Genomic DNA, 13,579 nt, shown 5'->3' on the forward strand with positions numbered 1-13,579 from the left:
CACGTTCACGGATAACGGCGTTCTGGGAACCTGTAATCTGAATACGCGACGGATCGTCGGTCGAGCTGTGGGCTGAGCAAAATTCGGGTGGCGAGCGACCGTCAGCGAATGCCAGCGGTCGTCAGTTCGCCAGTTCGTCAACGGCCGTCAGTTCGTCAGTTCTTCGAGATTCCGCTCTCGGGCCTCAGCGCTCTCTGCCACTCGCTCGGCGAACTCGTCGACGCGATCTTTGATCTCCTCGCGGGCCGTCTCGGGCGAGAATCCCTCGGACATCGTCAACAGTCGGACGAACGCACGAAGTTCCTCGTCGGTGAGCTGAGCGAACTCCTCGGCCTCGAGTTTCTCGATAACCGCGTCGACGTCGATCTGCCCGACCGGCTCGACGTTGAACTCGACGTTGACCATCCGGTAGTTCGACCCAGCCAGTCGCTGTTCGGCCTTGCCGACGCCCTCCGAGAGCATGTCCTTGAACGGCGTGTGATAGCCCATCGTTCCCAGGTGCAGAAAGGCGAGCATGTCGGTGATCCCCTGGGTGTAGGCGTCCCGATCCTCGTCGTCGGGATCGAACACCGTCTCCCGGTCGCGTTCTTCCATGTAGGCAAAGAGTATACTGAAGTCGAGAATCGCGTTCCGAACCCGACGGCGGATCCGGTTTCGCTTCTGTTTCCTCGAGTGGTCGGTGTAGTCGGTCTTCCGACCGAGCAGGAAGTCGCGGTCGGAAGGTGTGAGAATCCCGCGTGGCCGATCCGCGTCTGCCGCCGGTCGGAGGGACTCCGGCACGTCGTCCTGGCTCATACGTGACACACAGGCTGGCCGCGAATTAACGTTTCCGTTCCCGAGAACGTGACAGTATTCGAACACCTCCGGCAACGGGAGACGACCTTAGACGGGTCGTTGCGAGAGTTCGACGGCCGTCTCGGTCAGCACAGAGACGCCAATCTCGAGGGAGGCATCGTCGACGTCGAACGTGGGCGTGTGGTGACTGGTGGGGTGGTCGGTCCCGACGATGAGGTACGACGCGAGACCGCCGTCGTTCTGGACGCGTTCCATCAGGTACGTAACGTCCTCGCTGACGCCGAACTGAGTCGTGGGAACGACGCGCTCGACGCCGTCGACTTCGCGAGCGATGCGCCCGACGAGATCCCGCAACGCCGGGTGGCTGTCCGCACACGGCGACTCGCTGATGACCCGCGGCGTGACGTCGCAGTCGTGCATCTCCGCGGCGGCGTAGCAGACGCGCTCGAGTTCCGTCCGCATGTACTCCATCAGGCCCGTCGTCTCGCCGCGGACCTCAGCCTCGATCGTGATCTCCTCGGCGATGACGTTGCTCGCGGTGCCGCCTTCGATGCGGCCGACGTTCACGCGGGTCATGCCGTCGCTGTGGCGGGGAATCGCGTACGCGTTCTGGATCGCCGTCGCCGCCGCCTGCATCGCGTTGCCCCCCTCGTTGGGCGCCTTCCCGGCGTGGGCGCTGGCGCCCTCGAACGTCGCGGTCAGGTGGGCCATCGCCAGGGGCTTTTCGACGCCGGCGACGACCTCCCCCGTCGGGTGGTCGAGGCCGACGTGGATCGCCAGCAGGTAGTCGACGTCGTCGAGGTAGCCGCCCTCGGCCATCGCCTTGCCGCCGCCCGAGATCTCCTCGGCGGGCTGGAAGAACACCTTCAGTGTCCCCGAGAAGTCGCTGTCTTTCACCGCTTCGACGGTCCCCAGCGCGATCGCGATGTGGGCGTCGTGCCCGCAGGCGTGCATGTACCCCTCGTGTTCCGAGCGGAACCCATCCGTAACGGGACGGTGGTCCTCGGCCGACGACTCCGCCATCGAGATGGCGTCGAGGTCGACGCGCAGGCCGACGGTCGGCCCCTCGCCCCGTTCGAGCACCGCCACGACACCGGTGTGCCCGCCCGCGGTGCGCTCGAGGAGGTCCTCGCGAACGCCGGCCTCGCGAGCGCGTTCGAGCCAGGGCTCGAGGTCCGCCTCGTCGGGCACGGCCATCCGGTCGGCGGTCGAGAGCGCCTCGCGCCCGACGGCGAGTTCGTCGACGCCGATCCGCTCGAGTTCGGCGACGACGCGCGCGGTCGTCCGGAACTCGCGCCAGCCGGGCTCCGGGTGACGGTGAAACGCCTGCCGAAGGTCGGCCAGCCTGTGTCGCACGTCGTAGGACATTCGTGCCGGATGTAAGCGCGGGAACTACTTAATCGTGGTCGATAATTGTATATCGATTACGCGGCATCGGTGTAGCCGATCGACGGCGGCCGGGGAAAAGGGGCGGCCCTTCCACCTCAGCCGAGGTACGCAACCGCGTCCATCTCGATTCGAACGTCGTCGGGTAGTTTCGAGACCTCGACGCAAACGCGTGCTGGCGGTTCTTCGCCGAACCGTGCGCCGTAGGCCTCGTTGACCCGGTCGTAGTCCTCGAGGTCGGTCAGGTAAACCGTCACCTTCACGACGTCGGAGAGACCCTCGCCGCCGGCCTCCTCGATCACGGCGGCGACGTTCTCGAGCACGCGCTCTGTCTGCGCTTCGATGTCGCCGTCCACGACCTCGCCGGTATCCGGGTCGACCGGGCCGTAGCCGGAGATATAGCACGTATCGCCGGCCAGAACGCCCTGCGAGTAGGGGTTGTCGCTGCTCGGTGCACCGTCGGTCTCGAGTGAGATGGTGTCGGACATGGTTCGTTCGAGCGTCGGCTCAGGCCGTCCGTTTCGCCTCCTCAGTCACGTGTTCGATCGCGTCCACGACGACATCGAGTGCTGTCTCGGCCAGGTCGTGGGTGAGGACGAGCGGTGGGAGGAAACGCAGGACGTTTCCGTCGCGACCCGCGGTCCAGACGAGGACGCCGTGTTCGAAGCAGTAGGTCTGGATCGCATCGACGGCGTCGCCGTCGGGGGCGCCGTCCTCGTCGACGAATTCGGCGCCGATGAACAGTCCCTTCCCGCGGACGTCGGCCAGTCGGTCCGTTTCCGCGGCTGCCTCCAGGAGTCGACCCTGGATGTACTCGCCGAGGTCTCGAGCGTGGGTCAGGAGATCGTGTTCCTGGATGTACTCGATGGCGCGGGTCCCGGCGCGCATTCCCACGACGTGGCCGCGGTAGGTGCCAGCGTGGTCGCCCGACCCCCAGGTGTCGAGGTCCTCGTGGTAGATGGTCGCCGACAGCGGAAAGCCCGCCCCGCCGAGGGCCTTCGCGGAGGTCATCGCGTCCGGGGTAACGCCCTCCCAGTCGCAGGCCCACCACTGCCCGGTGCGGCCAAGCCCGCTCTGGATCTCGTCGAAGACCAGCACGACGTCGTTGTCGTCGGCGATGTCGCGTACTCCCTGCAAGAACCCAGCCGGCGGCGTGACGATGCCGCCCTCGCCCTGGATCGGCTCGACGATGATTCCGGCCGGGTTGGCCAGTCCTCCGTAGGGATCCTCGACGATCGCCTGGACCTCCTCGAGCGCGTGGTCGACCGCCTCGTCGGGCGTCTTGTCCTGACGGAACGGGTGGGGATACGGCGCGTGAACGACGTCTGCGAGCAAGGGCGTGTAGTGGCCCTTGAACTTCTTGTTCGAGGTGACGCTCATCGCGCCGGTCGTCGCGCCGTGGTACGCCCCACGGAAAGCGATGAGGCCGTCGCCACCGGTGTTGTACTTCGAGAGTTTGATCGACGCCTCGATGGCGTCGCTCCCGGTCGGACCGCCGAAGACGACCTTGTTCTGGCCCTGCAGCCCGTCCGGGGCGATCTCGTCGAGCTTTTCGATCAACTCGAGTCGGGCCTCAGTCGGAAAGTCGACTGTGTGGACGAACTTGTCGGCCTGCTCGTGGACGGCCTCGAGCACGTGGGGATTGGCGTGGCCGACGTTGAGCACGCCGATCCCCGCGAAGAGGTCGATGTACGTGTTGCCGTCGGCGTCGCGGACCGTCGCCCCCTTCCCTTCCTCGAACGCGATCGGAATGTCGTTCGGGTACGCGACCGCACTGCTGTCTATTTCCCGCTGTTTCTCGAGCAGCGACCGGGTTATCGGCCCGGGAACGGAATCAACGTCCGGTGCATCGTCGAAGTGAAGGTCGGCGATCGGCGGTCCTGCCGTCATACGTGACTCGTTGTGAAACAGCTACTAATAATTTGTCCACAATATCTATTCAAGTCGTACACAGTTACTGAATAGGTTACGAGCACTACGTTCGTTGCGCCGTCGCCCGCGTCCGCCAGCGTGTCGACGATGGCCAGGTTCGAGTGCTCCAGTTCGGTATCACCCTCAACCCGGCTGACAGCGGTACACTTCCGCCGAGCCGGTCGAAACGGCCAACCGGTGGATGGTCGCGCTGAAACGGCCGACCCTCGACAACCGTAGCCGTCTCGAGACCGGGTGATACTTGACGAATCGTCTGTTATTTCGAGTATGCAACTTCGCCGTCCTCGTCGGCCGCCCCAGTTCCGGGTGGCCGACTCCGCCCAGCAGCTCGTCGGCGGATTCCTGCTGGCGGGGCCGTTCGTCGTCACCGAGGAGGTGTGGGTCCTCGCGTCGAATATGCATCTCGGGCAAGCGTTCGCGACGATCGGTCTCGTCTTCGCGATCGGGTATGCGGCGCTGTACGCCGCAGATTCGAGTCGCGATCCCGATGTGGAGAAGGAAGTCGGCGGCATCCCGCTGCGATTCATCTCCCTCATGCTCGTCTCGTTCGGATCGGTCACCATCCTGGCGTTGCTCTTCGACGCTCCCGATACGTTTATCGAAGAAGCCGAAACCACGACCCGGGTTGCGGTGATCACCGTCAAGGCGATCAGCGTCGGCTCGATCTTCAGCGTCGTCGGGGCGGCGACGGCCGACAGCGTCTTTGCGAAGTGACTGGGTCCGTGATCCACAAACCTACGTTTTAATCGGATCGGGACGAACGCTCGAGTAATGTCCACACCGACGACGGAGAATCCCTACCTCCGGGATCCGCCGGTCGAGTTCGATCCGGTCGAGGACCTCGATCTCGAGTCGGCCGAAGAACAAATTGAGCGCCTGCGGGAGGCTATCCGCGAACACGACCGACGGTACTACGTCGAGAACGACCCGATCATCGCCGACCGAACGTACGATGCCCTCTTCTCACGACTCAGGGAACTCGAGGACGAATTCGACCTCGCTCACCCCGACAGCCCCACCCGAGCGGTGGGGGGCGAACCGCTCGAGGCCTTCGAGACGATCGAACACGTCGCACCGATGCTCTCTATCGACGCCAGCGGCGAGGCCGACGACGTCCGGGAGTTCGACGAACGCGTCCGCCGGGAGCTTCGCGACGCGGGTTACGAGGGCGACGACGAGGTCGCCTACGTCTGTGAACCCAAGTTCGACGGCGTCTCCATAGAGTTCGTCTACGAGGACGGCTCGCTCGAGCGGGCGGTCACCCGCGGCGACGGCCGCGAGGGAGACGACGTGACGCGAAACGCCCGAACGATCGGCTCCGTCCCCCAGCGATTGCACGACAATCCGCCCGAACACTTCGCCGTCCGTGGGGAAGTGTACATGCCCAAAGACGCCTTCCAAGCGCACAACCGCGAGCGCATCGAGCGCGGCGAGGATCCCTTCGCCAACCCCCGGAACGCGACCGCAGGGACGATCCGTCAGCTCGATCCGTCCGTCGTCGCCGAACGCCCGCTCGAGGTGTTCTACTTCGACGTGCTCGCAGCGAGCGACCTCGCGGACAGTCACCGCGAGGAACTCGAGGACTTCCCCCGATATGGTCTCCGGACTAACGACCGCGTCGAAATCGTAGACAATGTCGAGGCAGCCATCGACTACCGCGACCGCCTGCTCGAAGAACGCGACGACCTCCCCTACGAGATCGACGGCGTCGTGATCAAGGTCGACGACCGCGAGGCCCGCGAGGAACTCGGGCAGACGGCTCGCCACGACCGCTGGGCCTACGCCTACAAGTTCCCCGCCCGCGCGGAGGTGACGCCCATCGTCGACGTCGCCGTCCAGGTCGGGCGGACAGGACGGGTCACGCCGGTTGCACTGCTCGAGCCGGTCGACGTCGGCGGCGTCACGGTCTCGCGAGCGAGCCTGCACAACCCCGAGGAGATCGCCGCGAAGAACGTGAACGTCGGCGACACCGTCCGGGTCCAGCGCGCCGGCGACGTCATTCCCTACGTCGAGGAGGTCGTCGAGAAGGGGAGCGAGGGACACTACGTACTGCCCGACGCCTGCCCCGTCTGCGGGAGCGCCATCGAACGCGACGGCCCGCTGGCGTTCTGTACGGGCGGCCTGGCCTGCGACGCCCAGCGCCGACGCTCGATCGAGTACTACGCGAGCGACGACGGCCTCGACCTCGAGGGCCTGGGCGAGAAGACGGTCCGTCAACTGGTCGATGCAGGGTTGCTCGAGAGCGTCGCCGACCTCTACGAGTTACCGGAAGAACGAGACGCACTCCGAGACCTCGAGGGCTGGGGCGAGACGAGCGTCGAGAACCTGGTAGCCGAAATCGAGGCGAGTCGCGAGCCGCCGCTGGCGGAGTTCCTCTCGGCACTCGGCATCCCCCACGTGGGGCCGACGACCGCCCGCGAGCTAGCCGGCGAGTTCGGCTCCTTCGCGGCGTTCCGAGAGACTGCCGAGGACGACCCCGCGAAACTCGAGGGCGTCGACGACGTGGGCGAAACCGTCGCCGAGACGATCTACGAGTTCTTCGCGAGCGAGGCGAACGCGGCCGTCGTCGACGCCGTGCTCGAGCACGTCTCGCCGCAGGAAGCTGATCGAGAGGGCGGTGGCGACGAACTCGAGGGCCTGACGTTCGTCTTCACGGGGAGTCTCGAGGGAATGACCCGGAGCGACGCCCAGGACCTGGTCGAAGCCCATGGCGCGAACGCGACGGGTAGCGTCTCGGGCAACACCGACTACCTCGTCATCGGCGAGAACCCGGGGGCGACGAAGCTCGCCGACGCCGAGGAGGAGGGCGTGGACGTACTCGAGGAGGACGCGTTTCGGGCGTTGCTCGAGGAACGGGGTATCGACGACTGATTCGGTCGAGGACTCGCGGCGAGGGTTCGAGAGGGTGAAAGACGCTCGACGGGTGCCAGGAACGGCGCTACAGGTCGATCTTTTCGAACCGGGCGTACCCGATTGCGAGCGGAACCGCGATCCAGAGCGCGAGGATCACGAACGCGAACCAGTGCTGGAGGTAGAACGGCTGAGAGATCGCATCGACCGCTTCCGGATTCTCGACGAAGAGCGGTCCGCCGACGAACGACGTGTTCGGGATGTCGTGTCGAATCGAGAGCAGCGCCATCAGCGAGTCCAGGAAGACGACGAACAGGTCGAAGCGCTCGATGAAGAGCAGCAGGTCGCCCGAGAACAGCTCGAGTCGACCGTTGACGTACCCGAACAGACTCTGCCAGAAGTACAGTAGGAAGAACGCGCCGACGCCGCCGATTGTGGCGCGGGTCTCGGTGCTTGTAAACGCCGACACGCTGAGGCCGATGGCGACGAAGACGACGCCGAAGCAGATCGTCACGAACACGAGTGCGACGTACTCGAAGAACGGCAACTCGCCGGTCTGAACGAACATGATGATCGCCGCGGGGACGAACCCGGCGAGAATCGCGGCAGTCAGCAGGCCAGCACGGCCGATAAACTTGCCGAGGATGACCTCCTGGCGGGTGTGAGGCAGTGAGAGGAGGATGCGGATGCTCCCGAGTTCCCGTTCACGGACGATGGATTTGATGCTCACCACGAGCCCGGTCAGTGGCACCAGAAAGATGATGGCAGCGACCACGGAGAGACCGAGCAACGCAAACAGCGCGACGCCCGAGTCACCAGACTGTCCCTCGAACCCGCGAGTGGCGACATAGGTGAATCCACCCATCGAGAGCAAGAACAGCGCCATCAGTGCCCACAGCAGACGCGAGCGAATTCCGTCCCGGAAGTCCTTCCGGACGATGGCGGTGACGCTCATGCCGTCACCTCCGTGTACCGCTGGAAGACGTCCTCGAGCGACGCCTCCGCCGTCGAGAAGTCCTCGACGACGATGCCGGCGTCCTCGAGCGCGCCAAGCACCGCCGTCTTCGAGCCAGTCGTCTCGACGGCGACAACCGCCCCGTCCGAACCGGATTCGAGAACTTCGGCGCGTTCGACCCCTTCGAGGGCCCGGACGGCCTCGATGGCGGGTTCGGTGATCCGGTCGGCCTCGATGCGCAACTGGCTGGCCGTCGAGACGGAATCGCGAAGTCCTTCGACGCTGTCGACGGCGACCATCTCGCCGTTCCGGATGATTCCGACGCGGTCACAGACCGCCTCGACCTGCTCTAAGATGTGACTCGAGAAGAAGATGGTCGTCCCGCGGTCGTTCTCCTCGCGAATGAGCTGGCGCATCTCGCGGGCGCCGTTGGGGTCGAGCCCAGTGGAGGGTTCGTCGAGGATCAGCATGTCCGGGTCGCCGACGAGCGCCATCGCGAACAGGAGCCGCTGGGACATCCCCTTCGAGTAGCCGCCGGCTTTGCGGTCGCCTTCCTCCGGAGTGAGGCCAACCCGCTCGAACAGCAGGTCCGGCTCCTCGGTCGCGTCTTTGGACTCGATGGCGAACTCGAGGTGCTGACGACCAGTGAGGCGGTCGTAGGTCGTGAACCCCTCGGGGAGGACGCCGAGGCGCTGTCTGATCGCCTTGCTGTCCTCCTGGGCGTCCATGCCGAGTACGGAGACGGTGCCGTCGGTTGGGCGGATGAAGTCGAGGAGGAGGTTGATCGTCGTCGACTTGCCGGCCCCGTTCGGTCCCAGGAAGCCGAAGATTTCGCCGTCTTCGACGGTCAGAGAGAGGTCGTTCAGGGCGGTGACGTCACCGAATCGCTTCGTGACGTTCGTGACCTCGATTGCGTTCATACGGCCCGCTACTGAATCCAGAGATAAATACCCACCGATAGTATAGGATTTTCAACAAAATGATGCGAACAGTGTCGAGGAAAGCGACCCCCACGGAACGTGAGCCCGAGACACAGCCCTTATGCACTCGTCGCCTGTACTCGCATCCGATGTACGTTATCGGAACTGTCGGACTCCCGGGAAGCGGCAAGGGCGAGGCCGCGACGGTCGCCCGCGAGCGAGGAATCCCGGTCGTCACGATGGGCGACGTGGTTCGACAGGAGACCGCCGACAGGGGACTCGACCCCAGCAAGGACCACGGGACGGTCGCTCAGGCGCTTCGGGAGGAAAACGGCCCCGCCGCCATCGCCGAGCGGTCGCTCCCGATGCTCGAGGACCGCTTAGAGGACCACGAGGGCGTCCTCGTCGACGGTATTCGATCAGGCACCGAAGTCGACGTCTTCGAGGAGCGCTTCGGCGAGGACTTCACGCTCGTGAGCATCGAGGCCCCGTTCGACCTCCGGCGAGAACGCGTCGTCGACCGCGGCCGAGACGCCGACGAGGACGACGGCGGCGAGGGCCTCGAGGCCCGCGACGAGCGCGAGCGCGGCTTCGGCATGGACGACGCGATGGCACGTGCGGACGTCGTCGTCGAGAACACCGAGAGCCTCGAGGCGTTTCGGTCGCAGGTCAGCGAGGTGCTCGAGGCGGCGGCCGAGGGTGCCGACGTCGAGGCCGCCGAAGAGCCTCAAAACGCCGACGATGTCGAAAGTGTCGAAGATACCAAAAATAGCGAACCGACCCTCGAATCCGAACCCTGACATGACCACGCTCTACCGCGTCGACGTCGAAATCACTGCCCCCGTCAACGACACGGAGGTCACGAGCCGGGTCGAAGACGCCATCAGGAACCTGTTTCCGAACGCCGAGCCCGACGAACAGTTCGGTGAGGTGACGGCGACGGTCCACTCCATGGAGCACTTCTCGGAACAACTACACCGCCAGGAGATTCTGGATACGGCCCGTGGCGAGTTCTTCTCGAGCCACGAGGGCGACACGTTTCACTTCGCGCTGAAGAAGCAGGCGGCGTTCGAGGGACGCGTGAACTTCTCGGTTGGCGAGCCCGACGAACTCGGCGAGATCGCCGTTCGCGTCCGCGTCGAGGAACCGTCGCTCGAGGCCTACGTCGATCACGTCGCCCCGCGAACCGAGGACGGGCGGCCGGTCGACTCGTCGTAGTCGGTTTCGCTATTCGCGAATCGTCGTTCGTTCCGGTGTTCGCAACTCTTCGTAGTCGATACCGGCGTTCACAACTCGTCGGAGGTCGTTCCGACGTTCGCTCACCTTACGTTCCGCACGCTTCCGCCAGCTCGAGTTGCTCCTCCGCGTCGGCCTCGCGTTCTTCGGCCGTACTTCGGTCCCCGTCGTCGGCCGCCTTCGCTGCCTCGTTGAACGCGACGGCCGCCCGTTCGAGGTGGCCGACCTGACACAGCGCTGTCTCGAAGTACGCCACCAGCCCCTCGGGAGCGTCCGCGTGACCGTCCTCGAGCGACGCTGCGGCATCTGCGTAAATCGTCGCCGCGTCGTCGAACGCCGTACACGCCTCGTTGAACGCTTCTTCGTCGGCCAGGTTACCGCCTTCCTCGAGCGCTTCGTGGCCAGCGACGAGGGACACGAGCGACGCCGAGAGGACGACCAGGGAGTCGACGACGGACGCGAGCGTCCGGACGCCGTCCTCGACGGCCTCGAGGTCAGTGATCGCGAGGTCGGCGAGTCGCTCGACGTCGAGAGATTCGACGCCCTCGAGCGCGGGCTGGAGGGTCTCCTGTGCGGGGGCGAAGGTGTCGACCAACGACTCGGCGACCGACCGGGCCGTCACGAGGTCCTCGTCGACGATGGCGTCGTTGACCCGGTCGACCTCCTCCTCGAGACCGTCGTCGGTGACGACGGCCGTCACCTCGATGGCGGGGCCGAGGACGGCCGCGTAGGCATTCAGTTCCTCGATGTCGGCGCGCTGTGCCTCGGTCGGGTCGGCGTCTTCGGCCGCCTCGAGCGATTCGAGGGCTTCGTCGAGAAACGCCTGGGGTTCCTCGGAGTCGTAGTCGGCCGATTCGGGATCCTCGAGGGAGTCACGCGATTCTCGAAGCGAGGCGCCGGCGCGGTTCAGTCGCCCGGCGGCCATTCGAATCTCGCGGTCGGCTTCATCGCGGCCGGCGCTGCCGTCGGTCGTGGAGTCGTCGGTGCCGTCGGTACCGCCGTCGCCGTCGTCCTCCGTCCCGTCGCCGTTCCCGACCGTCTGATCGGCGTCGCTCCTGGATGTCGCCTGGAGGTCGTCGAGACAGCCGGCCAGACCGCCCACGGCGAGGCCGGCGGCGAGCGTCTCGAGATAGCGACGTCTGTTCATGTATTCGTTAGTGACGCTCACGACGTTTGAACGTACTGGCCACAGAGGGTGTCGTTACCAGGGGGCACTGAGAGTGTTAGTACCAGAGGACACAACGGGTCGCGTCAACGAAACACAGCGGGTCGGTTAGCGCGGGGCAGTCCGGACCCGCTCGAGGACCGCTTCGCGCAGTTCTCGCGGTGTCTCGACGACCGCGTCGGCAGGCGAGTAATCGACGTCGTCGTGAGCGTCGATTTCGTAGGCGATGCAGGTCGTCCCCGCACGGGCCGCCGCACGGATTCCGTGCTCGGAGTCCTCGAGGACGACGCACTCCCCAGGATCGACGCCGAGTTCGGCCGCGGCGTACTCGAAGACGTCCGGTTCCGGTTTGCCCGGCCCATCGATCTCCTCGGCGCTGACGACCGCGTCGAACCGGCCCGCGAGGTCGAAGCGCTCGAGGACGACGTCGATCCAGTCGTGGGGCGACGAGGAGACGATCGCTCGCGGGACGTCCCGTTCCTCGAGTTCGTCGAGCAGATCGTAGGTTCCCTCGAGGAGGGCGACGTGGTCGCGGTAGAGGGTCTCGGCGGCGTCCTCGAACAGGTCCAGAAACTCCTCGCGGGAGACCGCAGTCTCGTACTCCGCATCGAGGTAGTCGTAGATCTCGCGGTAGTTCATTCCGGTGATTTCGGCGACGGCGACGTCCTGGTTGGGGACGACCTGTGGCAGGAGTTCCTCGCGCTCGAGGGTGACCCAGTAGTCCTCGGAGTCGACGAGGACGCCGTCCATGTCGAAGAGCACTGCGCGCATGTGACCCGACGTTTCGGGCGGCGAAGCATAGGCGTTCGGCCGGCACTCGAGGCCATCGGCGGCTCGAGCGGACAGTCCGTCATCCGATCGAGCGGACGGGTCATCACCGGCTCGACCGACAGTCCGTCGATCGCCCGTTACTCGCGGTCGTACGCACCCTCACACTCGAGTTCGCCCCGCTTTCTGAGCACCGACGGCGTGCGACAGATTCCCGGCGCACCCGTCACCTGTGGGACGGTGCAGTTGTTGCAGTTCTCACAGAGGACGCGCGTCTCCGGGGTGAGTTCGCGGTCGGTCGCGCCCGGGGACGGAGACCGAGACTCGAGCAATCGCGCCCCCAGTCGCGGTTCGGCGTAGAAGGGACGAGCCATGCCGACCATGTCGCAGGCGGGTTCCGCGTTCCTGGCCGCCCCATCGTCGGTTTCGCCAGCCGCGCCCAGCAACCGGTCCATCTGCCCCCGCTCTCGAATCCCGCCCTCGGCGAGGACCGGAATCGACACCCGCTCACGGACGCCACGACAGAAGTCCTCGTTCCAGGCCGATTCGAAGTCGTAGACCAGCGACTCGAGTCGATTCCCTGCGGCGATGAGTCGACGCCGCCACGACCCGCCGAAGGCCTCGTCGTATCCGTCACGAAGGGCCTCGTTCTCCCAGGCCCGTTTCGGATACCGCCCGCGGACGATGCTCATGTCCCAGGCGACCGAGGTCTGGACCGGAACCACGCCGTCGTACCCGATTCGCTCGAGGCGTCGGGCAATCTCGACGCCGTCCTCGAGGGAGAGCTTTCGGCGGACGACCGGCCAGGGCGGGGCCGGCGTCTCGGCGGGAACCTTGGTGATCAGCGGGACGTCGCCAGCCCGGTCGCGGATCTCGTCGTGGACGACCTCCAAGAAGGCGAGTCGGTTCTCGGGAGAGCCGCCGAACTCGTCGTCTCGGCGGTTGTAAAACGGCGAGAGGAACTGCTGGACGATGCCCATGTTCGCCCCCGAGATGTGGATGCCGTCGTAGCCCGCGTCGACGCAGTACGCCGCCGAACGGCCGAAATCGGCGGCCAGTTCGTACACCTCCTCGGTCGTCAAGACGTGCGGGTCGTAGGCCAGAAAGCCCGCCCTGTCGAGCGCACGAAGCGGTGCCGGGAGGGGCGAGGCGGCGAGTTGCTCGAGGTCCGGGTGCTCGCGTCGGTAGCCAGCGTGCCAGGTCTCCATGCTCCGGAGACCCCCGTGCTCGAGTTGCACGAAGATTCGGCTCCCGTGGTCGTGGATTCGATCGGTGAGCCGCGAGAGATGGGACACGAAAGTAGGGTCGTGGACGCGGGTCATCCCCGGGGCCGCGCAACCGCCCTCTCCGCGGACGATAGTCGCCCCCTGACAGAGCAATCCGACACCCGACTCGGCGGCCGGCTCGAGGTCCTCGATCAGCGCATCGACGGCGTCGGGTCCGTTGCCCGCGCACTCGAGGACCGGCGCACGGTAGAGTCGGTTCGGAATCTCGACGCCGCCGATCTCGAGCGGGTCCTCGAGGCGTGCCATGGCATCCGTTCGCAGTCGGTGACAAAGAGCGTGGTGCTCG

Annotated in this window: 13 protein-coding genes; 4 read left to right on the plus strand and 9 right to left on the minus strand. The window is 65.8% G+C overall.

Features of this window, described 5'->3' with window-relative positions:
* Positions 1-147: 147 nt before the first annotated feature.
* The 4 genes from ACFQO4_RS07815 to ACFQO4_RS07830 form a co-directional block, all read right to left on the minus strand.
* Positions 148-795, minus strand: coding sequence for a DUF8102 family protein (locus ACFQO4_RS07815; RefSeq protein ID WP_500260343.1), 648 nt, complete (start codon positions 793-795; stop codon positions 148-150).
* 87 nt (positions 796-882) lie between these two features.
* Positions 883-2,163, minus strand: coding sequence for an amidohydrolase (locus ACFQO4_RS07820; protein ID WP_500260344.1), 1,281 nt, complete (start codon positions 2,161-2,163; stop codon positions 883-885).
* 116 nt (positions 2,164-2,279) lie between these two features.
* Positions 2,280-2,669, minus strand: coding sequence for a Rid family detoxifying hydrolase (locus ACFQO4_RS07825; protein ID WP_500260345.1), 390 nt, complete (start codon positions 2,667-2,669; stop codon positions 2,280-2,282).
* A 19-nt stretch (positions 2,670-2,688) separates the two neighbouring features.
* A complete protein-coding gene (locus ACFQO4_RS07830; RefSeq protein ID WP_500260346.1) occupies positions 2,689-4,071 on the minus strand; it encodes an aspartate aminotransferase family protein in 1,383 nt (460 codons plus the stop codon).
* A gap of 309 nt (positions 4,072-4,380) precedes the next feature.
* Between ACFQO4_RS07830 and ACFQO4_RS07835 the strand changes: the two genes are divergently transcribed.
* Together ACFQO4_RS07835 and ligA are read left to right on the plus strand one after the other, a co-directional pair.
* Complete coding sequence (locus ACFQO4_RS07835) at positions 4,381-4,827, plus strand: DUF2391 domain-containing protein (RefSeq protein ID WP_500260347.1); 447 nt, start codon at positions 4,381-4,383, stop codon at positions 4,825-4,827.
* A 57-nt stretch (positions 4,828-4,884) separates the two neighbouring features.
* Positions 4,885-6,984 carry an NAD-dependent DNA ligase LigA gene (gene ligA / locus ACFQO4_RS07840; RefSeq protein WP_500260348.1) on the plus strand — a complete coding sequence of 700 codons (2,100 nt, stop codon included), beginning with the start codon at positions 4,885-4,887 and terminating at the stop codon, positions 6,982-6,984.
* A gap of 67 nt (positions 6,985-7,051) precedes the next feature.
* Here ligA and ACFQO4_RS07845 read toward each other — a convergent pair whose 3' ends face one another.
* Positions 7,052-7,918, minus strand: coding sequence for an ABC transporter permease subunit (locus ACFQO4_RS07845; protein WP_500260349.1), 867 nt, complete (start codon positions 7,916-7,918; stop codon positions 7,052-7,054).
* Entirely contained in the window at positions 7,915-8,838 is a 924-nt protein-coding gene (locus ACFQO4_RS07850) for an ABC transporter ATP-binding protein (RefSeq protein WP_500260350.1), read from the minus strand. Before ACFQO4_RS07850 ends, ACFQO4_RS07845 begins: the two co-directional genes overlap by 4 nt.
* Before the next feature lie 149 nt (positions 8,839-8,987).
* On the opposite strand from ACFQO4_RS07850, the gene ACFQO4_RS07855 reads away from it, so the two are divergent.
* Positions 8,988-9,638, plus strand: coding sequence for an AAA family ATPase (locus ACFQO4_RS07855; RefSeq protein ID WP_500260351.1), 651 nt, complete (start codon positions 8,988-8,990; stop codon positions 9,636-9,638).
* Between the two features lies 1 nt (position 9,639).
* Positions 9,640-10,056, plus strand: coding sequence for an RNA-binding domain-containing protein (locus tag ACFQO4_RS07860; protein WP_500260352.1), 417 nt, complete (start codon positions 9,640-9,642; stop codon positions 10,054-10,056).
* A gap of 106 nt (positions 10,057-10,162) precedes the next feature.
* Here the strand turns inward: ACFQO4_RS07860 and ACFQO4_RS07865 are convergent, their stop codons facing one another.
* From ACFQO4_RS07865 to ACFQO4_RS07875, 3 genes are all read right to left on the minus strand, one after another.
* On the minus strand, positions 10,163-11,221 hold the full coding sequence (locus tag ACFQO4_RS07865; RefSeq protein ID WP_500260353.1) for a hypothetical protein: 1,059 nt from the start codon (positions 11,219-11,221) through the stop codon (positions 10,163-10,165).
* A gap of 126 nt (positions 11,222-11,347) precedes the next feature.
* Complete coding sequence (locus tag ACFQO4_RS07870) at positions 11,348-12,010, minus strand: HAD family hydrolase (RefSeq protein ID WP_500260354.1); 663 nt, start codon at positions 12,008-12,010, stop codon at positions 11,348-11,350.
* Positions 12,011-12,147: 137 nt separating this feature from the next.
* Entirely contained in the window at positions 12,148-13,539 is a 1,392-nt protein-coding gene (locus ACFQO4_RS07875) for an oxidoreductase (RefSeq protein ID WP_500260355.1), read from the minus strand.
* Between the last annotated feature and the right edge of the window lie 40 nt (positions 13,540-13,579).

Origin of the sequence: Saliphagus sp. GCM10025334, assembly GCF_042663485.1 — an archaeon.
Lineage (GTDB): Archaea > Halobacteriota > Halobacteria > Halobacteriales > Natrialbaceae > Natronosalvus.